Below are 20,705 nucleotides of genomic sequence, written 5' to 3' on the forward strand. Positions count from 1 at the left end.
CTCCCTTGACTCGATGCGCGGGCCGCGGGGTGCCGCGGGGTCCCGCGGTCCCGGTGGCGTGGGTGGGGTCACTGCCGGGCCATGGCGATCCGCAGGCGTTCCTCGGGGTCGATGAAGTGGTCGTGGTCGTCCGTGCCGACGTCGAGCTGGACCCAGTGGATCTTGCCGGTGAAGCGGCTGGTCCTGGCCTCGTAGGCGGAGCTCACCGTGGTGCCGGACTCGTAGCCGATGTCGGTGGTCTCGTCGGCGGAGAAGATCATGGGCTGCGTCGCTCCGACCCGTCCCGACCCCACCGAGGTGCCGTCGTAGAACAACGTGACGTCGCCACCCTTGGCCAGTCCCCCGCCGTCGTAGGCGAACTCCATGCGCGCCTGGTGCTTGCCGGCCGGCAGGGGCTCGTCGGCGGTGATCGTGAACTCCTGGATGCCGAGGACGTTGTACGTGTACGTCAGCCGGCCCTCCCGGACCCACACGCTCCATCCGCCGAAGCGGCCGCCCTGCGCGATGAGTACTCCGTGCGCCCCGGCGGCGGGGACGTCGATCTCGGCGGTGACGGAGTACGACCGGTTCTTCATGCTGATGACGCTGTTCTCCGACAGCCGACCCATGCCGGCGAAGAACAGCTGGGATGTCCCGCGGAGCAAGGTCGGGCGGCCGGCCATCGACGGTTCGAGGCGTTCGGAGGTGCGGTCGTCGATGGGCAGGACGTTGTACTTCGTGGCCTCGATCAGCCAGAGGCGCTGGAGCTTGGCGAGGAGGTCGGGGTGCTCGGCGGCGAGGTCGTGCGCCTGGCTGAAGTCGACGGAGCCGTCGTAGAGCTCCCAGACGTCGTCGTCGAACGCGGGCACCACACCGCCGACCAGGATCCAGGGGGTGCGGTGCTTGGTGACCGCGGACCAGCCCTTGTGATAGATCCCGCGGTTGCCGAACATCTCGAAGTACTGCAGGTCGTGACGTTCCGGGGTGTCCGGTTCCGCGAAGGTGTAGAGCATGCTCGTGCCCTCCATGGGCGACTGCTGCACGCCGTTGACCATGGCGGGCTCGGGCAGCCCGGCGGCTTCGAGCACCGTCGGTGCGACGTCGATGACGTGCGTGAACTGCGAGCGCAGCCCACCACCGTCGGGGATGCCGTGCGGCCAGTGCAGGATCGTCCCGTTGCGGGTGCCGCCCCAGTGGGAGGCGATCTGCTTGGTCCACTGCAGCGGGGAGTTCATCGCCCACGCCCAGCCGACGGCGTAGTGGTTGTAGGAGCTGGGTGAGCCGAGCTCGTCGATCTTGCTGACCAGGAACTCGGGTGTCTCCAGGGCGGCCATGCCGTTGAAGTTCGCCATCTCGTTGAACGCCCCGTTGAGGGTGCCCTCGGCCGACGCGCCGTTGTCGCCGATGATGTAGTAGACGAGCGTGTCGTCGAGGATGCCGAGGTCGTCGAGGGTGTCGACGAGCCGGCCCACGTGGTGGTCGACATGCTCGAGGAAGCCTGCGTAGACCTCCATCTGGCGGGCCAGCACGGGCTTGAGCTCGTCGGGCATGTCCTCCCACGCGGGGATCTCGTCGTGCCGGGCGGTCAGCTCGGCGTCCGCGGGGATCACCCCGAGCTCCTTCTGCCGGGCGAAGGTCCGTTCGCGCTGCACGTCCCAGCCGTCGTCGAAGGCGCCCGCGTACTTGTCGGCCCACTCCTTGGGGACGTGGTGCGGGGCGTGCGTCGCGCCGGGCGCGAAGTAGACGAAGAACGGCTTGTCCGGCATCAGTGCCTTCTGCTGCCGGATCCAGCTCACCGCGTGGTCCGCGAGGTCCTCGGTGAGGTGGTACCCCTCCTCCGGGGTCGCGGGTGGCTCGACGGGGGTCGTCCCCTCGTACAGGGCGGGGTCCCACTGGTTGTTCTCCCCGCCGATGAACCCGTAGAACGTCTCGAACCCGCCGCCGCCCGAGGGCCACGCGTCGAACGGTCCCATCGGGGAGGACTGCCAGACGGGAACCTCGTGGCACTTGCCGAACTGGGCGGTCGAGTACCCGTTGAGCTTGAGGGTCATCGCCAGCGGAGCCTTGGTGTTGGGCCGCACCGAGCTGTTCCCGGGCGCGGAGGTCGCCGTCTCGGTGATGCTGCCCATGCCGACCGAGTGGTGGTTGCGCCCGGTGAGCAGGGCCTGCCGCGTCGGGGCGCACAGCGCGGTGGTGTGGAACCGGTTGTAGCGCAGGCCGCCCGCCGCGAGCCGTTCCCCGGTCGGGGTGCTGCACGGGCCGCCGAACGCGCTCGACGCGCCGAAACCCACGTCGTCGAGCAGGATCACCAGGACGTTCGGGGCGCCCGCGGGCGGGAGGAGCGGCTCGATGGGCGGGAACGCCGTGTCCGGGTCCTTCGCGTCGTACGTCGTCAGCGTCGGCGCTGGGCGGTCCGGGATCGGCAGCATCGTGCGGGCGTGGCTGTCGGGGCGCATCGGGTCCTCCGTCCGGAACCGGGCGATTCGCCCGTTTCCCTAGACACTAGGGGCGACGTCGTCGGCAGCACAGGAGACCGCATCGGTGACGCAGCGGAACCCGACGTTGCCGGCCGAGGAGTCCGGAGAGCTGGAGCTGCGCGAGTCGACCCGGTAGCGGAAGCAGTACGACTCGTGGCAGAGGTACGAGCCGCCCCGCATCACTCGAGCCGAACCCTGCGCCGGCCCCGTCGGGTCGTAGCCGGCCGACGAGCGGTACGCGTCCGTCGCGAACCAGTCCTGGCACCACTCCCAGACGTTGCCGGTGGTGTTGTGCAGCCCGAGGTCGTTGGGCGCGAACGCGGCCGCCGGCGCTGTGCCCAGATACCCGTCAGCGAGGGTGTTCCGGGTGGGGAACTCCCCCTGCCACACGTTCATCCGGTGCTCGCCGCCGGGTTCCCGCTCGTGACCCCACGGGTAGTGCGCACCGTCGCGGCCACCGCGGGCCGCGCGCTCCCACTCGGCCTCGGTGGGCAGTCGCACGCCTGCCCAGGCGGCGAACGCCGAGGCGTCCGACCAGCTGACGTGGACGACGGGGTGGTCCGCCCGGTCGCCGACGTCTGAGTGCGACCCCTCGGGGTGACGCCAGTCCGCACCCTCGACCTGGCGCCACCAGGGCGTCGCAGCGACTGCGCGGGTGGGCGGGAAGTCGTCGGGCAGCAACCCGGCGAAGACGAAGGACCAGCCGTACGCCTCCGCCTCGGTGCGGTAGCCCGTCGCGTCGACGAAGCCCGCGAACTGCGCGTTCGTCACGGTCGTGCGCATGATCCGGAACGGACGGAGCCGGACGACGTGGGCCGGCCCCTCGCCGTCGGACGCGTAGCCGTCCGGCCCGTCGTGCCCCATGACGAACTCGCCGCCGGGGACGTCGACCATGGCCCCGGTGAGGGCGGCGCGCAGCGTCGCCACGTCGTCGCGCGCGAGCCTGGGGGCGCCCAGGACGATGGCGGCCGGACCGTGGTCGTGCCCGGCTCCGGGCGCGCAGCACGCGTGGGCGGTGGTCACGACGCCATCTTCCTCATAGATGCGCACGCCGCACGACCTTCCGAGCGACCTGCGCGGATCGACGCCGTGCTGCTCGAGTCCACGCTCTCGATCCCCGACGTGCGACCGGGAACGGTGAACCGCGCGGGTCTCGTCGTGGCCGCGCGGTCGAAGGCTCGACGCTTCGTCGGTATCACCGCGCCGGCCGGGTACGGGTCGACGCTGCTCGCGTAGTGGGCCGCGTCGGAGAGCCGTCCGGTGGCGTGGGTCTCGCTGGACCGCTTCGACAACGACCCGGTCACCGTCGACGTCGCTCGAGTTCCGCCGGGCGTCGAGCCACTGGGGTAGGAGCTCAAACCGGGGTCCGTCACGGCCGACGTGCCCGATGTCGAGATCGAGCCGGCGGCTCCGAGGTATCAGCGACCGACCGATCCGCTGACCGAAGGAACCGCCATGTCCATCACCACGCTCGACCGCTCGCCCCAGCACCAGACCCGCACGGACGACCGGCGCCTCGTCGTCGCCGGGATCGTCGCCGGCCCGCTCTTCGTCGCGTCCGGCATCGCGCAGGCCCTCACCCGCGACGGCTTCGACCTGCGCATCCACGCCCTCAGCCAGCTCTCGACCGGCGATCTCGGGTGGGTGCAGATGCTCACCTTCATCGCCACCGGGGTGGGTCTGGTGGCCCTCGGCGTCGCCGTTCTGCGATCCCGCGACCTCGTCACGGGTCGCCGGACGGTCGCCGTCGGCGTGATGATCCTCGGCGTGGGGCTGACCGTCGCGGGCCTCTTCCCCACAGATCCCGCCCACGGCTTCCCGGACGGCACGTCCGGCGACGCCGGAGCCATGTCCTGGCACGGCGTGGTGCACAGCACGGCCGCCGTCGTCGCGTTCCTCGGTCTTGCCGTCGCGACCGGCGCCGCCACCGTCCACGCCGTCCGCGGCCGAGCGGTCGTGCCTGCGATCCTGAGCGGCCTGACGACGATCGTCCTCCTGCTGCCCAGCCCGCCGCAGTACGTGAGCATCCAGCTCGCACTCACCGGACTTGTCGCACTGACCTGGACGACCGCGCTGGCCGTCCGGCTCTACCGTGGGTCCACGGTCCACGGAGGAGGCGCCCGATGAAGTACCTGCTGCTCGCGTACACGCCCGCCGACACGTGGGATGCCGCGACCGCCGACACCCCGACTCCCGAGGCGCTGGCCGCGTTCGCGGTCTACCAGACCTTCCAGGACGAGCTGATCGCCTCCGGGGAGTTCGTCTCCACGGAAGGCCTCGGCCATCCCGCCGTGAGCGTCACGGTGACCAGGACGGCAACCGGCGTCGTCGCCACCGACGGACCGTTCGCCGAGCTGAAGGAGGTCCTCGCCAGCTACGCCGTCATCGACGTCGCCTCACAGGAACGCGCCGTCGACATCGTCTCCCGCATCGTCGACCTGCTCGGCGAGCCGATCGAGATCCGGCCGATCATGGGTGCCGACTTCGCCGCATGACCCTGGACCCCGCCACCGAGAGCCTGCTGCGCCGCGAGGCACCGCAGGTCCTCGGGGCGCTCGTACGCCGGTTCGGCAGGTTCGACGTGGCGGAGGATGCCGTCCAGGAGGCGCTGCTCGCGGCCAGCACGCAGTGGGTCGCCGACGGGGTGCCCGAGAACCCACGATCCTGGCTCGTCCGCGTGGGCTACCGACGCATGGTCGACCTGCTGCGGTCCGAGCAGGCTCGGCGCCGACGTGAGCTGGAGCTGGGAGTGGCCGACGTCGCCGTTCCTCCTGGCCGCTCGGATGACGACAGCCTCACCCTGCTGCTGCTCTGCTGCCACCCGACGCTCAGCCCGGTGTCCCAGGTCGCTCTGACGCTGCGAGCCGTGGGTGGGCTCAGCACCCGCGAGATCGCGCACGCCTACGGCGTCAGCGAGGCGACGATGGGCACGCGGATCAGCCGCGCCAAGCAGCAGCTGGCCGCGGCGGGGGCGAGGTTCACGCCGCCGGCCGCGTCCGACCGCGCCGACCGGGTCGCCGCGGTCCGCCACGTGCTGTACCTCGTGTTCAACGAGGGCTACACCGCGACCGCGGGGGACGAGCTCGGCCGCGTGGACCTTGCGCACGAGGCCATCCGGCTCACCCGGCTGCTCGTCGACGCTGAGCCGACCGACCCCGAGGCCGCCGGCCTGCTCGCCCTCATGCTCCTGACCGAGTCACGACGTGCTGCGCGCACCGACCCCGACGGCCGGCTCGTCCCTCTCGACCTGCAGGACCGCAGCCGGTGGGACGCGGCACTCGTCGCCGAAGGCGTCGCACTGCTCGACAGCGCCTGGGCGCGGCCGAGTCCCGGCCCGTTCCGCGTCCAGGCCGCGATCGCCGCCTTGCACGCCACACCCGGCGACACCGACTGGGTCGAGGTCGCCGGCCTCTACGCCGTCCTCGAACAGCTCAGCCCGACCGGACCGGTCCGGCTCGGTCGGGTCGTCGCCGTGGCCCATGCCCTCGGACCGCAGCGCGGGCTCCAGCTGCTCGACGAGCAGGCCCGGCTGGGTTCCGACGACCTCACCGCCCAGCGGTTCCACGCTGTCCGTGCCCATCTGCTCGACCAGCTCGGCGATCCTCACGGGGCGGCCGAGCACTTTCGGACGGCGGCATCGCTGACGTCGAACGCCGTGGAGCGCACCTACCTGCTCGAGCAGGCCGCGTCGGCCGATGCCGAGCGGCAGTGAGCTCGCCGAGGTTCCCCTGGCCCCCTGCTGCCGACAGCGCACGAGCGGGTCAGGCGACTGCGGGACGCGCACCGAGCGTGTAGCGGATCTCGCCGCCCAGGGCGAGCCGTCCGGAGGCGTCGGTGATCGAGCCTGCCAGGGCCACGAGCTGGGCGTGGATCTCGTCGTGCGCCTCGGGTGGGACGACCTCCCACATGGCCCGCTGCCCGTGCGACCACGAGAACTCGACGAGGTGATCAGCGTCGCGCAGGACGGCCTCGACCGTCCGGCTGACCGTCCTGACGTCGGCAAGGCCGGCACCGGCCAGCAGCTCCTCCATCCCACGGTCGGACCCGAACGGTCCGCCCAGGCCACTGGCCCGGCCGTGGAGCATGGCCGGGGGCAGGTACGGGAGGAACAGCTCGTCGACCCGGCGCCATCGTTCGTCCTGCGAGCCGATCGTCGTGACCCCCAGGCGGCCTCCGGGAACGAGCAGCGCGGACCATGCGTCGAGCGCGGCCACAGGGTCCGGCAGGAAGAACAGGACCAGCGAGGCGGCGACGACGTCGAAGGACGCAGCGGCGAAGCCGGGAGCGCGGGCGTCGCCCACGACGACCTCGACGTGTGAGAAGGCGGCCAGGTCGCGTGCCGTCAGCTCCACCATCCGCGGCGCCAGGTCGATGCCGACGGCACGGCCGCCGGGGCCGGTGGCGAGCGCCAGCGGTCGCAGTGCCGCTCCCCGGCCGCAGCCGATGTCGAGCACGCGCTCGCCCGGCCGGACGTCGAGCTCGGCGACCAGACCTGCGGCGATGGGGCCGAACCACGGCACGCCCACGGCGTCGTAGACGTCGGCCGCTCGGTCGAACACGCCGACGATGCCCTGCGGCTGCGCCATCCGGTCACCATCGCATCGCGCGGCAGGGGCGGACAAGGGAGGCGCCGCGCTGCCGGTGACGGCTCGCCAGGACGTCGCTGGACATGTGGGTGCCTCGACCTACCGTGTCGCGATGGCATCGACGCGTCCACGGGTAGTGCTGTCCGTCACGGCGACGGTCGACGGCCGGGTGAGCCTCGGTCGCGAGGAACGGCTGCTCGACGACGACGTCGACCGCCGATGGAGGTCGATCTGGCCGCCGGACGTGGAGGAGCTGCTGGCCCGACGCGCGACCGCGATCGAACGGCTCCAGCCGACCGCCGTCCTCGAAGGCAGCGGCACGTTCGTCGCCGGCACCGCCGGTCCGGTCGAGCTGCCGGACACCGACGGCCAGGCGTGGACGGACTTCGTGCCTCACCGGACACCGAAGTGGTTCGTGGTGGTCGACGGGCGGGGCCGCGTGCCGTGGAGCCACAAGGGCGACGCGATCACCAGCCTGCTGGTGCTGGTGTCGAGGAGCACCCCCTCGACCTACCTCGCCCACCTCCGACGCGAGGAGATCCCGTACCTGGTCGTGGGGACGGCCCGGGTCGACCTCGAGCTGGCGCTGATCAGGCTCCGTGAGGTGCTCGGTGTCGAGTGCGTCGTCGCCGAGTCCGGAGGAGGGCTCAACGGTGCGCTCCTCGACGCCGGGCTCGTCGACGAGCTGCACGTCCTCACTGTTCCCGGCCTGGTCGGCGGGCTGAGCACCCCGTCGATCATGGACGGGCCGGAGCGCCGGCCGGGAACCAGCCCGATCGCACTGCGCGCGACGCACGTCGAGGTCGGGTCGCACGGGTCGGTCCTGGCGAGCTATGCGGTCGTGCGCTGACCGAGGATGCGAGCGGCTCTCGTGGTGGTGACCGAGCTCGGCGTGCGCAGCGGTCAGATCATCCACGGGGCACCCGCGGCGTCGTCGCGCACCTCAGGACAGAGCGGTCGTTCACGCGGTGTGCATGATGCGAGCCACCTCGACGGTGCGGTGCACTCGACCATCGGCTGAGGCGTACCGCGCTGGCAGCCTTCAGTGGGAAGGCGCAGCACATCCGCCGCAGCGCCGAGGTCGCCGGTGCGCTGCCCACCGTGCACGTCCACGGCTTCGCGATCTCGGGAACCTGTCTCATGCCGACCGCGCGCCTGCTGGCCCGCCGGGCCCTCAACGTCGTCCCGGACCTGCCCGGCTACGGCAAGAGCGAGAACTGGACCTACACGCTCCGGATCCCCGCCCTGGCGAACGCGCTGCCCGAGATCCTCGACGAGCTCGAGCTGGAGAAGGTCGTGCTCGTCGGCAACTCGATGGGCTGCCCGGTGATCCTCGACGTCGCGCACACGGCGCCCGACCGCGTCGACCGGATGGTCCCGATCTCCCCCGCCGGTCGCGCCCAGAACCAGCCGCTCTACCGGGCCGCCGGCCAGCTCGCCGTGGACGCGGTCCGGGAGAACCACGGCATGGCGCGCGTCGCCGTGCCCGGCTACCTCCGGTTCGGCGTCGTCAACGCCGTCACGCTCTTCGGCGAGATGACGCGCCGTCCCGACACGACCGTCGCACTCATCGAAGGCGCCGCGCACTCGGTGAACTTCAGCCACCCCGGAGAGCTCGCGCACGTCATCTCGTCCTGGCTCGACGGCGTCGACGACGACCCCGACCAGCCCGGCCTGAGCCGGGTCCTGCTGGTTCCGCGTCGTTCCTGACGTGTGGCGACCGGTCAGCCGGTGGGCCACCCCCGAAACCGCTGGCGCAGCCGGCCGTGCGGAGTGAGCATGGGTCGCATGTCTGCTCCGGCCGCTGCCGATCACTGATCGCGGATCTGCTCACCTGATCGCGCCCGTCACCACGACGGGTGCATGTGCGCGCCCCGACGGCCGGAAGCAGCTACCCCATGACCTCTCCTTCGTCGTGGGTCGAGATCGCGTGTGACGAGTCCGGGTTCTCCGGCAGCAACCTCCTCGACCCCCTCTCGCCCGTGCTCGTCCACGCGAGCACCGACCTGTCGGTGCCCGAGGCCACCGACGTGGTCGCCGCACTGCGGTCCCCACCAGGCGGTCGGTCCGAGTACAAGTCCGGCCGGCTGCTGCGGACGGACCAGCGTCCGGCGCTGGAGTGGTTCCTCGCGACGCTCCGCGGTCGTTCGCACGTCCACGTGACCGACAAGACCGCGTTCGTGGCGGCCCGGGTGCTCGAGCTGTTCACGGAGGAGCCGTCGTACGGGGCGGGCACGAGCCTGGGCCGAGACCACTCCGCTGCCGTGCGCGCGCTCCGGGGCCACCGGGGGTTCCTCGCGGCGTTCGTCGACCTCGCCCGGACGAAGCGGCTCCGGATGGTCGACCGCGACGCGATCGATCGGTTCGTCGCGGCGATACCCGCCGATGTGCCGGTGCTGCACGACCTGACGACCGGGCTGGTCGAGGGGGTGATGGTCCGGCTGGTCGACGGTGATCCTGCATACCCGCCACCGCTGGAGCCGCTGGTGCCGGCCCTCGCCGAGACGTTGCTGTTCTGGAGCGCCCGAGCAGGATCGATCGCGGTGGTGCATGACGAGCAGAGCGCGCTGACCCGGGGCCGGGTGGCCCGGCTGGGGACGTTCCTCGCCGAGGCCGTGTCCCCGTCGCCGGCACCGATGCGCTCGTTCCGGCAGGTCGACTCGCGGGACGACCCGCGCGTCCAGGTCGCCGACCTGCTGGCCGGGATCGCCCACCGCTGCTTCAGCGACCGCCACGAGCCGGAGAACGTTCTCCAGTAACAGTTACTTGCCAGTCAGTAACACTCACCGTTACTGTCTCGCAAAACGGACAGGTCGCCCCCACGCGTGCGCAGCGTCGTGACACGTGTCAACGGGCAGCAGCTCCCCTCCCTGTCCGATCGCCGAACGGTTCCAGGAGGCAACGATGCATCCCGTACGCCCACGCACCGCCACCCACCGAGCACACGCCCTCGCCGCGGCACTCGGAGCCGCCGCCCTGGTCGCCGCCGGGCTCGTGGCCACGACCTCGACCCCCGCCGAGGCCGCCATCGGTGACGTCATCTGGTCGCAGGAGTTCAACGGCTCCGCCGGCAGCGCCCCCGACTCCGCCGTCTGGAGCTACGACACCGGGGCCGGCGGCTGGGGCAACGCCGAGCTGCAGAACTACACGACGTCCCGCAACAACTCCGCGCTCGACGGGCAGGGCAACCTCGTCATCACCGCCCGGCGGGAGGGTGACGGGTCGTACACGTCCGCACGGCTGCAGAGCAACAACAAGTTCGAGGTGAAGTACGGCCGCGTCGAGGCCCGCATCCAGATCCCGCGCGGCCAGGGCATCTGGCCGGCGTTCTGGATGCTCGGCGGCGACTTCCCGCAGAACGCGTGGCCGTCCTCCGGCGAGATCGACATCATGGAGAACGTCGGCAAGGAGCCGCACCGCGTCTACGGCACGGTGCACGGCCCCGGCTACTCCGGCGGCAGCGGCATCACGGGCGCGTACCAGCACCCGCAGAACTGGTCGTTCGCGGACACCTTCCACACGTTCGCCGTGGACTGGAAGCCCGGCTCGATCACGTGGTCGGTCGACGGCAACGTCTTCCACCAGGTCACCACCGCCAGCGTCGGCGGCAACCCGTGGGTGTTCGACAAGGCCTACTTCCTCATCCTCAACGTCGCCGTCGGCGGCCAGTGGCCGGGCTACCCGGACGGCACGACCCAGTTCCCGCAGCAGATGAAGGTCGACTACGTCCGGGTCTACGACAACGGCTCCGGCTCGGGAGGCGGCGGCGGGGGCGGCGGCTCGCTCCCCACCGGCACGGGCACGATCCGCGTCGCGAACTCGCTGTGCCTCGACGTGCCCTGGGCGCAGACGAACGACGGCAACCCGATCCAGGTCGTCGGCTGCAACGGCAACGCCGCCCAGCAGTGGACCCGCGGTTCCGACGGCACCGTCCGCGCGCTGGGCAAGTGCCTCGACGTCAGCGGCGGCGGGACCGCCAACGGGACCGTCGTGCAGCTGTGGACGTGCAACGGGACCGGCGCCCAGAAGTGGACGTACGACTCCGGGACCCGTGCGCTGAAGAACCCGCAGTCGGGCCGCTGCCTCGATGCCGTCGGCGGCACGCCGGTGCACGACGGGCAGCGCGTGAACCTGTGGGACTGCCACGGAGGTGCGAACCAGCAGTGGTACCTGTGACGCGCTGAGCCGTCCGGCAGCCCGGTCGCTCCGGGCTGTCGGACGTGCGCGTCTGGACGGGCACCCCGGCCAGCGGGAACATCACGAGCATGGCGAACGAACAGCTCAAGGCCTCGGACGACCCGTACTTCGCCCACGAGACGTACCGCCACCTGCGCACGATGCTCGTCGCGCTTCCCGCGCTCCTGCTGACCGGCCTGGTCGGCGCAGCGTTCGCCTTCGGTCTCGACTCGATCCAGGGCTCCATCAGCGCCTACTACCTGGGCCCGATGCGGGACGTGTTCGTCGGCTGCATGGTCGGGATCGCCGTGTGCCTGGTCGCCTACCGCGGCGAAGCCCTCGAGGACTACGCCCTCAACCTCGCCGGCTTCTACGCGCTGTTCGTCGCGTTCGTCCCGACCCAGCTGGCGCACTCCCTGGCGAAGCTCGGGACGGAGCAGGAGCGGGCCGACGTCATCGCATCACTGCGCGTCACGATCGCCGCCGTCCTGCTCGTCAGCGCCGCGTTCCTCACCGTCGAGGTGCGGACGGGTCACTGGGCATACCGGGAGCTGCGCAAGAACACCGTGACCAGATGGTTCTTCCGGATCTCCACCGTGCTCGCGGTCGCGTTCATCGTCCTGCTCGTGTGGCGCACGCTCGAAGGAGAGACCTTCGACAACGTCCACGTCGCTGCGGCCGTGCTGCTCATCGCGAGCATGGCGACCGCGGTCGCGAGCTACGCCTGGCCCGCACGGACCGGCTCCATGCGCCCGCCCACGGAGAGGTCGAAGAAGCGCAGGGACTCCGGCAGGACGGGCGACGGCACGGGCACGTACCAGTGGATCTTCTGGCTCATGGTCGCCGGCGGGATCGTCATCGCCGTCGTCGCGGAGCTGGTGTTCGCGTCGGAGTACGCCGTCATCATCGCGGAGCTGTGGGAGCTGGGGCTGTTCGTCGCGTTCTGGCTCATCCAGACCCTCCAGAAGTGGGAACCGCCGACGGCCGAGGAGCAGCAGCAGGCGACGGACGGCGCGGCTGCCGGCGCCTGACACCGGACCGGGGGCGACGGCATGCACCGTCGCCCCCGAGCGCCCAGTCAGCGGGGCCGGCTCACGAGCGGGACCACTTCATGCTCGTCGCCGTGGTGCACGTCCGCTGCTCCAGCGCGGCTCCCGCTGCGGTGGAGCCGTTGACCACGGTGAGGCACTTGGTGCTGTTGAGGTTGACCAGGTTGGCGTAGCCGTCCCCGGTCGATCGCCAGGTGAAGACCTGGTTGAGGTTGTTGTGGCAGGTGTACTGGATGATGGCTGCGCCGTCGGCGACGGACGCACCGGAGACGTCGATGCACTTGCCGCTGTGCACGCTCTGCAGCCGGACGTTGCCGTTGCCGGCGTCGAGGAAGCGCCACTGCTGCCACGCCGTGCCGGTGCCCGTCCACTGCCCGATCACCGCGAGGTCCGCGGTGCTGGCCTGCTGGACGTCCATGACCTGCCCGCTGTTGCGGTTGGTCACGCGGTACGCCGTGGGAGTGGTGCTGCCGCCCCCGCCGAACTGCCACCAGTTCACGTTGAACAGGGTGCCGCTGCCACCGGTGAACCGCAGGAACAGGTCGTGCGTCCCGGTGGCCCCGGTGACCGGGCAGGTGGTCGTCGTCCAGGCCTGCCACCCCCCGGTGCCGCCGACGGTGCAGGTGCCGACGACAGGACCGCTCGCGCTGTCCAGCCGCACCTCGATCCGCCCGCCCGTGGTGGCGGAGGCCACCCGTGCCGAGAACGAGGAGGCGCCGGTGCCGAACGCGACGCCCTTGACCTTGACGTAGTCCCCGTTCTCGAGCCAGCCGATGTTCATCCCGCCCTCCGTGGACGGCTCCGTCTCGATCCCGGAGCCCCACGCGATCGTCTCGGCCTCCTGCCGGACGAAGGGGTCGAGTGTGCCCACTTGCGGCGCGCCCGTCGCCGTCATGGAGAGCGTCGGGATGGAGCCGTCGGCGTTGTAGCTGAACTTCTCGACGGCCACGGACCGCGTGTACCCGCCACCTCCCGGCAGCGCACCGTTGTGGTAGAAGAAGTACGACCCTCCCCGGAAGTCGACGATGCCGGCGTGGTTGGTGAAGCTGCTGCCCTGCGTGGGCATGACCGTGCCCCGGTAGGTCCACGGCCCGGTCGGCCCGGGTGATGTGGAGTAGCCGAGGAACTCGGAGCAGCACTTGGCCGCGAACACGTTGTAGTACTGCCCGCCGCGCTTGTAGACCCACGGACCTTCCTCGTAGAGGGTCGGGCGGCTGGCATTGCCGGTGCGCGTCCCGAACCCCGCGGTGGTGAGCGGGATCTTCGTCGGGCTGCCGGAGTACGAGATCATGTCGGCGTTCAGCCGGACGTACCAGAGGTTGGGGTTGCCCCAGTACAGGTAGGCCTGCCCGTCGTCGTCGATCATGACGGACGGGTCGATCTCGTTGGTGCCGACGAGCGGACGGCCGAGCGCGTCGCGGAACGGACCGGTCGGGCTGTCGCTCACCCCGACACCGATGACCATCTGGCCGTTCGACCGCTGCCGCACCGGGACGTACCAGTAGAACTTCCCGTTGCGCTCGACGGTCTGCCCCGCCCAGGCGTTCGCGTCCGCCCAGGAGAAGGTCGCCAGCGACATCGGGGAGCCGTGGTCCGTCCAGTTGACCATGTCCGCCGACGAGAAGACCCTCCAGTCCTTCATCGTGAAGTACGTCGAGGCGTCCTCGTCGTGCCCGGTGTAGAGGTACACCCGGCCGTTGTGGACCAGCGGTGCCGGGTCGGCCGTGTAGAGGTGCTGGACGATCGGGTTGTCCGCCTGCGCGGGCGCCGGCAGCAGGGTGATGCCGCAGACGAAGGCGACGACCAGCGCGACGAGCGAGCGACGACGGCGCGTCATGCCCGGGTCCAGCGCTGGTTGGTGCCGCCGTGGCACGACCACACGATGACGGGCGTGCCGTTCACGGTCGCCCCCGCGTTGACGTCGAGGCACAGCCCCGGGAAGCGCCCGTTGCTGACCGTGCCGTTGCTGTTGAGCGTCCACTGCTGGTTGGTGCCGCCGTTGCACTCCCACACCTGCACGCGCGTGCCGTTGACCGCGGTCAGCGGGATGTCGAGGCATTTGCCGAGGATCCGCAGGGTCGACCCGGTCTGGGTGATCTGCTGGTTCGCGTTGCCGTGGCAGTCCCAGATCAACGCCGCCGTGCCGTTGGCGGAGTTGGCCCGGTCGAGGTCGAGGCACCGCGCGGAGGCCTGGCTGCGCAGCCGGAACGTGGTCGGGGTGGTCGGGTCGGTGATGCCGCCGCCGCTGACCCGGAAGACCGCTGTGCCGTGCGCCGGGACGCTCGCGGAGATGGTGCCGGTGGTGGTGGAGGTGGCGTTGGTCCAGGCGTCGCGCAGCGTGAAGGAGCTGCCGCTCTTGCCGACCGCCGCGGCCGTGGTGGAGATCGTCGTCGTGGAGCTGCCCTGGTTGAACAGGGCGACGGCGACGTCACCGTTGGCCAGCCGCTTGGACAGGACACGGCGGGTGCCGTCGTCGGACACCTGGACCGCCTGCCTGCCGAGGGTGTCCTGGTTGATCGCGACCAGGTTGGCGTTGCGCAGGATGTCGAGGGTCGCCGTGCTGGCCGACCGCACGTCGTTGCCCATCATGAGCGGCGCGGCGAGCATGGCCCAGAGGGCGAAGTGGCTGCGCATCTCCGTGTCGTTCATGCCGCCGTTGCCGACCTCGAGCATGTCGGGGTCGTTGAACCCACCCGGTGCGGCGTAGCCCGCCAGCGGCACGGTGATGTTGACGATGTTCTGGATGCCCATCGGGTAGCCGTTGGTCTGGCCGGAGTTCCAGGTGTTGGTGATGTCCTCGGTGGTCCGCCAGAGGTTGGCGACGTCGCTCCAGTTCCGTTGCGGGCCGGTCTTGGAGTGGATGCTGTTCGAGTTGATGCTGTAGACGATCGGCCGGCCCGTGGACGCGAGGGCGTCACGCATGATGTTGAACCGGGAGACCTGCTCGGCGATGGTGCCCGTCGGCGAGCACCAGTCGTACTTGAGGTAGTCGACACCCCAGGCGGCGAACTGCCGGGCGTCCTGGTACTCGTGGTTGAGGCTGCCGGTGGAGCCGGGGTAGGCGTCGAAGTACTGGGCGCAGGTCTGGTCGAGCGGGCCCTGGTAGATGCCGAACAGCAGACCACGGGCGTGCAGGTAGTCGCCGAGGGCCTTCATGCCGCTCGGGAACCGCTGCGGGTCCCCCTGCAGGTTCCCCTGCGCGTCCCGGTTGGGGTTGAACCAGCAGTCGTCGACGACGACGTACTTGTACCCCAGGTCGCGCAACCCTGTGTTCACGATCGCGTCGGCCATCTGGCGGATGAGCGTCTCGTTGATGTTGCAGCCGAAGGTGTTCCAGGTGTTCCAGCCCATCGGCGGCGTTCGGGCGACGCCGTTGTCGAGCGCCTGGGCCTGTCGTGGAGCGACGACCGCGTCGGTCGTCACCGTGGCGAGCGTGAGCGCCAGGACGCCGACGACGGTCGCTAACCATCTCGTGGGTGTACGCACGTGCATCTCCTTGCTCCGGGGACGTGAGCGGAGCCGGCGCTCGCCGGCGCGGCGCGTCCTGCACGGGCCGGGGCCCGTCGTGGCCGGGGGGTCCGACCACGTCTGGCGTGCGGGTGCCCTCCTCGGGCGAGGCATGGCCCTCCCTGGCGGCGGGGGGCCGGGTCGCGGTCGTCGCCGTCGTCGCACTCCGTCGTTCCGGTGATGGCGTCGTTGCCATCGCGACGCGGCGATGTTATCGCTCACATGTACCGATAAAACGTTTCGTGTGCCGATCCGGACCTCCACCGGCTCCACGTCGCCATCGGTGACCAACGGCCTGTGCGCTGGCTCATCCTGGCCCTCCAGACGGTGGGAACCGTCGACGGCCGAGGAGCAGCGGAGGGCGACGGACGCCGCGGGGCCGGCGGAGGACACCGGCACCGGCCCCGCGGCGCGGCCGCGTCGTCAGCGGTGAGCGAGCCGCTTCCGAGCGCCGACCAGGGCGGCGCCCACGCCGACCAGCGCGGCCGCGGCGATCCCGTAGACCCGTCCGTCGCTGCCGGTCTGCGCGAGCCGCTCCACGCGGACGCTGGTCGTCACCGCCTCCTGGGGCTGAGGCGACGACGGTGCGTCGGCGGTCTCGGTCGTGACGGTCGACTGCGACACCGCGACAGGCTGCGGCTCGGGGTCGGCCGCCACCCAGGCCCGCGGTTCCACGGGCGGCGTCACCGCGTCGACCTCGATGGCGGTCCACGGGACCATCGTCTCCGGGGGGACGGTCTCCGCCGGGGCCACCGTCTCCGGCGGGACGACGGACTCGGGGGTCACGGTCACGGGCGGAGTCACCGTCTCCGGCGGGCCGACAGTCCTCGTGCTCGCGTCGATACCGCAGACCGGGGCTCTCCCGACGTAGCTGTCCCGCTCGGCGTCCCCGCTGAGGACGACCGAGGTGACGCACGAGTCCGTCGGCAGCCCCGCGACGGCGGACCAGGGCAGGTACGACCCGTGGCCCAGGTCGTCGCCGACGAGCAGCCGGACCGAGTCGCTGACTCCGCGGAACGTGTAGGTCACGACGACCTCCGTGGCCGCGCCGAGCTCGTGGCCGTCAGGAAGCTGCAGACCCTGGAACGTGGCGACCGGCTGGTCGGACGCTGCGAAGGCGGTGGCCGCTCCCCCGCCCACGAGGGCGGCGGCGAGCAGGACGACGGCGGCGGCAGTACGGGCGGTGTGCATGGGAAGGGACCTCGTTCGGGTGGTGGACGACGCGCTCAGGCGTCGCGACGGGTGAGGACGAGAGCGGCGGCCGCGAGCGCGGCCACCACCCACGCCAGGAAGGTGGCCAGCCCTGCGCCGGGCGTCAGGGTGGAACCGGTGCCGGCGGTGAGCGAGGTGATCGCCTGGCCTGCCGAGGACGGGAGGAGCTCGAGGAGGTGCGCCCAGGACTCGGGCAGGAGCGCGGTGAGGATCTGCGGGAGGAGCAGGACGACTCCCACGACCGTGGCGACAGCGCCGGCGACGGTGCGCAGCAGCACCCCGACGGCCATCCCGATGAGGCCCACGCCGACCAGGTAGACGACCGACCCGGCGAGGGCACGCAGGGCGAGGGGGTCGGTCAGCGCGAGCGTCGGGATGCCCGTCGACCGCAGGTACGCCGAGCCGACGACCGCGGCGATGGCGTAGCCGAGTGCGGTCGCCGGCGCGAGCAGCGTGACGAGCGCGGTGGCCTTGGCGAGCAGGACGCGGGGTCGGTCCGGGACGGCGGCGAGGGTGGTGCGGATCATGCCCGAGGCGTGCTCGCGTGCGCCGACGAGCGCGCCGAGGCCGCCGACGACGAGGACGGCGAGCCCGGTACCGCCCAGCAGGGCGGGGAAGGTGTCCGCGGGACCGGTGACGGCTGCCGCCGGGACGCTGGCGGCGCCGAGGATGCCGAGCACGGCCAGGACGAGGACGAGGGCGCCGGTGGTGAACCAGGTGGACCGCAGGGTCGTGAGCTTGAGCCACTCGGAGCGGACGGCGCGGCTGGTGGTCAGGCGCAGGTCGCGGGCGTCGAGGAACGGCAGGGTCGTGGTCATCGGACGGCACTTCCTGTGAGGACGGGCGTGCCGCGGTGGGTGACCGAGGCGTGGGTGAGGTTCATGTAGGCCTCCTCGAGCGAGGCGGTGGCCGGGTGCAGGTCGTGCAGGGCGATCCCGTGCAGGGCGGCGACCTCGCCGATGGTCGCGGCGGGGACGCCGGTGACCTCGAGGACGTGCGGCGCCTTCTGGAGGACGCTGACGTCCGGGCTGGTCAGGAGACCGATGAGCCGGTCGGCCTGAGGCGCGGTCACGCACACCCGGTTCTCCCCCACCCCCGCGAGGAGCTCCGTCATCGGCACGTCCGCGATGATGCGGCCCTTGCCGATCACGACGAGGTGGTCGGCGGTGAGCTCCATCTCGCTCATCAGGTGCGACGAGAGGAAGACGGTCCGGCCCTCGGCGGCGAGGTCGCGCAGGAGCGTGCGGATCCACAGGATGCCGTCGGGGTCGAGGCCGTTGACGGGCTCGTCGAGCATGACGATGTCCGGGTCGGCCAGCAGCGCGGCCGCGATCCCGAGCCGCTGACCCATGCCGAGCGAGTAGCCGCCCGCGGCGCGGTCGGCGACGTCGGTCAGCCCGACGAGCTCGAGCACCTGCTCGACCCGGCGGCGGCCGATGCCGACGGTGGAGCCGAGGACGCGCAGGTGGTTGCGCGCGCTGCGTCGCTTGTCCAGGGCCCGCGCGTCGAGCAGGGCGCCGATCGTGGACAGGGGTGCGACGAGGTCGCGGTAGGCGCGTCCGTCGACGAGCACCCGGCCGGACGAGGGCCGGTCCAGGCCGAGGATCGCCCGCATGGTGGTGGACTTGCCGGCGCCGTTCGGGCCGAGGAAGCCGGTGACGAGCCCGGGCCGGACGGTGAAGCTCACGTCGTCGACGGCGGCGGTGTGCCCGTACGTCTTGGTGAGGTGCTGGACCTCGATCATGTCTCTCTCCTGGTCTGTGGTGACAGATCCAGGCTCGTCCGGGCAAGGGGTGCTCCGCGTCGTCCCAGCGCAGACACTTGCGCGTACTGCGATCGCAGTACGGCGTCAGCGGGCGGCGAGACCCGCCTGGTAGGCGAGCACGACGAGCTGCGCGCGGTCGCGCGCACCGACCTTCACCATCGAGCGGTTCACGTGCGTCTTGGCCGTGAGCGGCGACAGGTAGAGGCGCGCCGCGATCTCCTCGTTGCTCAGGCCGTGCGCGACGAGCTCGACCACCTCGCGCTCGCGCGGGGTGAGCGCGGCGAACGCCTGCGCGTCGACCACCGGGCCGACCTGGGCGTCGAGCAGCTGCGTGATGAGGGCACGGGTCGCCTTCGGCGAGAGCAACGACTCCCCCGCGGCGACCGTCCGGATGCCGTCGAGCAGGGCCGCGGGCCGGACCCCCTTGCCCAGGAAGCCGCTGGCGCCCGCGCGCAGGGCGGCGAGGACGTACTCGTCCATCTCGAAGGTCGTCAGGACGATGACCTTGACGTCGGCGAGCTCCGGGTCGGCGGCGATCTGCTCGGTCGCGGCGATCCCGTCCACGCCGGGCATCCGGATGTCCATCAGCACCACGTCAGGCAGGGTTCGGCGAGCCGCGTCGACCGCGTCGGCCCCGTCGCCGACCTCGCCGACGACCTCCATGTCGTCCGCCGCGCCCACGAGGGCGGCGAACCCCGCCCGGATGAGCTCCTGGTCGTCGACGACGAGCACGCGGATCGTCATCGTCGCGACCCCACGTCCTCGCGCGGTGCGGCACCGACCGCCAGCACCGGCAGGACGGCACGCACCCGGTACCGGTGCCCGTCCGCGCCGACGTCGAGCGCTCCCCCGACGGCCAGGACGCGCTCGCGCATGCCGACCAGACCATGGCCCCCCGTGCTTGCGACGGCGGCAGGTCCCACGGCGTTCGACACCTCGATCGTCACGGCGTCCGGCGTGTGGGCGAGGGTCAGCTCCGCGCGGCCGTCACCGTGCTTGTGGGCGTTGGTGAGCGCCTCCTGGATCACCCGGTACGCGGTCAGGTCCACGACCGGCGCGAGCGGGCGGGGCGCGCCGTGGGTCGTGAGGTCGACGACGAGCCCGGTGGACTGCACGTCCTCGAGCAGCTGGTCGAGCGCGGCCAGCCCGGGGCTCGGAGACGTCGCCGGGTCGTCGCCCGGCTCGCGGAGCACCTCCACGAGCGTCGCGAGCTCGGTCAGCACGCTCGCGCTCGCGTCCTGCACGTGCTCGAGCGCAGCGCGCGCTGCCTCCGGACGCGTCACCAGCAGCGTCTCGGCGACCCCGGCCTGCACCCCGATCACGGCGACATGGTGCCCGAGCACGTCGTGCAGCTCGCGCGCGATGCGCAGGCGCTCCTCGGCGACCTGGCGTGCGGCCTCCGCCTCGCGTGTGCGTTCGGCCCGCTCGACGCGGTCCCGCGCGTCCTCGAGCGTGGTCCGTCGCGAGCCGACGGCGAACCCGGCAGCGAGCACGACCGCCAGGAGCGCCGAGGAGAGCGTGACGTCGTCCGCCCACCAGTCCCCCGTGCGCAACCGGTCGAGGACGGCGACGGCAGCGATGTCGACCGCGGCCGCGACCGTCCCGGCGAGCCGGCGGTCCCACGCCACCGCGCTGTACACCGCGACGAGGGCCGGGCCGAGCGCACCCGACCCGGGTCCGCTCAGGGCGGTCGTCGCGCACAGAGCGATGCCGCTGACCGTCAGCGCGACGAGCGGCGCGGTCCGCCGCCACGCCAGGGACGCCGTGCCGAGCAGGACGAACGTCGCCACCACGGGGTCGAGGTCCGCGGCTCGGCGCGAGAGCAGACCGGCCGCGACGAGCATGAGCAACCCGGCGCCCCACGCGTCACGCCGGCCGACGGGACGGGCCCGCCATGCCGTCCACGCGCGTCGACCCATGCTCGGCACGATACCCAGGCCAGCCGCACCGCCGC

The 20,705-nt window shown here is 71.7% G+C and carries 19 protein-coding genes; 9 read left to right on the forward strand and 10 right to left on the reverse strand.

Annotated features, from left to right (window positions below; genetic code table 11):
• Positions 1–68 precede the first annotated feature (68 nt).
• Positions 69–2,435 (reverse strand): arylsulfatase, encoded by a 2,367-nt coding sequence (locus tag J2X26_RS15230; RefSeq protein WP_307493551.1) that lies wholly within the window; start codon positions 2,433–2,435, stop codon positions 69–71.
• A gap of 39 nt (positions 2,436–2,474) precedes the next feature.
• The gene (locus J2X26_RS15235; RefSeq protein ID WP_307493552.1) at positions 2,475–3,479 is read right to left on the reverse strand and encodes a formylglycine-generating enzyme family protein; all 1,005 of its coding nucleotides are present in this window, start codon (positions 3,477–3,479) and stop codon (positions 2,475–2,477) included.
• 66 nt (positions 3,480–3,545) lie between these two features.
• Between J2X26_RS15235 and J2X26_RS15240 the strand changes: the two genes are divergently transcribed.
• From J2X26_RS15240 to J2X26_RS15255, 4 genes are all read left to right on the forward strand, one after another.
• On the forward strand, positions 3,546–3,692 hold the full coding sequence (locus tag J2X26_RS15240; RefSeq protein WP_307493553.1) for a hypothetical protein: 147 nt from the start codon (positions 3,546–3,548) through the stop codon (positions 3,690–3,692).
• Positions 3,693–3,911: 219 nt separating this feature from the next.
• Positions 3,912–4,583: a DUF998 domain-containing protein gene (locus tag J2X26_RS15245; RefSeq protein WP_307493554.1), complete on the forward strand. Its 672-nt coding sequence runs from the start codon at positions 3,912–3,914 to the stop codon at positions 4,581–4,583.
• Entirely contained in the window at positions 4,580–4,951 is a 372-nt protein-coding gene (locus J2X26_RS15250) for a YciI family protein (protein ID WP_307493555.1), read from the forward strand. The genes J2X26_RS15245 and J2X26_RS15250 overlap by 4 nt, the downstream gene beginning before the upstream one ends.
• Positions 4,948–6,168: an RNA polymerase sigma factor gene (locus J2X26_RS15255; RefSeq protein WP_307493556.1), complete on the forward strand. Its 1,221-nt coding sequence runs from the start codon at positions 4,948–4,950 to the stop codon at positions 6,166–6,168. Before J2X26_RS15250 ends, J2X26_RS15255 begins: the two co-directional genes overlap by 4 nt.
• Before the next feature lie 49 nt (positions 6,169–6,217).
• Here J2X26_RS15255 and J2X26_RS15260 read toward each other — a convergent pair whose 3' ends face one another.
• On the reverse strand, positions 6,218–7,042 hold the full coding sequence (locus J2X26_RS15260) for a class I SAM-dependent methyltransferase (protein ID WP_307493557.1): 825 nt from the start codon (positions 7,040–7,042) through the stop codon (positions 6,218–6,220).
• Between the two features lie 112 nt (positions 7,043–7,154).
• Here J2X26_RS15260 and J2X26_RS15265 point away from each other — a divergent pair, with 112 nt between their 5' ends.
• The 5 genes from J2X26_RS15265 (at position 7,155) to J2X26_RS15285 (ending at position 12,249) form a co-directional block, all read left to right on the forward strand.
• Entirely contained in the window at positions 7,155–7,892 is a 738-nt protein-coding gene (locus tag J2X26_RS15265; protein ID WP_307493558.1) for a RibD family protein, read from the forward strand.
• A 212-nt stretch (positions 7,893–8,104) separates the two neighbouring features.
• On the forward strand, positions 8,105–8,752 hold the full coding sequence (locus J2X26_RS15270; RefSeq protein WP_439897865.1) for an alpha/beta fold hydrolase: 648 nt from the start codon (positions 8,105–8,107) through the stop codon (positions 8,750–8,752).
• 188 nt (positions 8,753–8,940) lie between these two features.
• Positions 8,941–9,801, forward strand: coding sequence for a DUF3800 domain-containing protein (locus tag J2X26_RS15275; RefSeq protein WP_307493560.1), 861 nt, complete (start codon positions 8,941–8,943; stop codon positions 9,799–9,801).
• 145 nt (positions 9,802–9,946) lie between these two features.
• Positions 9,947–11,218 carry a glycoside hydrolase family 16 protein gene (locus tag J2X26_RS15280; RefSeq protein ID WP_307493561.1) on the forward strand — a complete coding sequence of 424 codons (1,272 nt, stop codon included), beginning with the start codon at positions 9,947–9,949 and terminating at the stop codon, positions 11,216–11,218.
• Between the two features lie 89 nt (positions 11,219–11,307).
• Positions 11,308–12,249, forward strand: coding sequence for a hypothetical protein (locus J2X26_RS15285; protein ID WP_307493562.1), 942 nt, complete (start codon positions 11,308–11,310; stop codon positions 12,247–12,249).
• A gap of 61 nt (positions 12,250–12,310) precedes the next feature.
• Here J2X26_RS15285 and J2X26_RS15290 read toward each other — a convergent pair whose 3' ends face one another.
• From J2X26_RS15290 to J2X26_RS15320, 7 genes are all read right to left on the reverse strand, one after another.
• Positions 12,311–14,104, reverse strand: coding sequence for a family 43 glycosylhydrolase (locus J2X26_RS15290; protein ID WP_307493563.1), 1,794 nt, complete (start codon positions 14,102–14,104; stop codon positions 12,311–12,313).
• Positions 14,101–15,753: a glycoside hydrolase family 27 protein gene (locus J2X26_RS15295; RefSeq protein WP_307493564.1), complete on the reverse strand. Its 1,653-nt coding sequence runs from the start codon at positions 15,751–15,753 to the stop codon at positions 14,101–14,103. The genes J2X26_RS15290 and J2X26_RS15295 overlap by 4 nt, the downstream gene beginning before the upstream one ends.
• 444 nt (positions 15,754–16,197) lie before the next feature.
• Positions 16,198–16,965, reverse strand: a complete 768-nt coding sequence (locus J2X26_RS15300) for a hypothetical protein (protein WP_307493565.1) — start codon at positions 16,963–16,965, stop codon at positions 16,198–16,200.
• 35 nt (positions 16,966–17,000) lie between these two features.
• Positions 17,001–17,804 (reverse strand): hypothetical protein, encoded by an 804-nt coding sequence (locus J2X26_RS15305; RefSeq protein ID WP_307493566.1) that lies wholly within the window; start codon positions 17,802–17,804, stop codon positions 17,001–17,003.
• Positions 17,801–18,730: an ABC transporter ATP-binding protein gene (locus J2X26_RS15310; protein WP_307493567.1), complete on the reverse strand. Its 930-nt coding sequence runs from the start codon at positions 18,728–18,730 to the stop codon at positions 17,801–17,803. The genes J2X26_RS15305 and J2X26_RS15310 overlap by 4 nt, the downstream gene beginning before the upstream one ends.
• A 105-nt stretch (positions 18,731–18,835) precedes the next feature.
• Positions 18,836–19,495, reverse strand: a complete 660-nt coding sequence (locus J2X26_RS15315) for a response regulator transcription factor (RefSeq protein ID WP_307493568.1) — start codon at positions 19,493–19,495, stop codon at positions 18,836–18,838.
• Positions 19,492–20,670 (reverse strand): sensor histidine kinase, encoded by a 1,179-nt coding sequence (locus J2X26_RS15320; RefSeq protein ID WP_307493569.1) that lies wholly within the window; start codon positions 20,668–20,670, stop codon positions 19,492–19,494. Before J2X26_RS15320 ends, J2X26_RS15315 begins: the two co-directional genes overlap by 4 nt.
• Between the last annotated feature and the right edge of the window lie 35 nt (positions 20,671–20,705).

This window comes from Cellulomonas humilata (assembly GCF_030814415.1).
Taxonomy (GTDB): domain Bacteria; phylum Actinomycetota; class Actinomycetes; order Actinomycetales; family Cellulomonadaceae; genus Cellulomonas; species Cellulomonas humilata_A.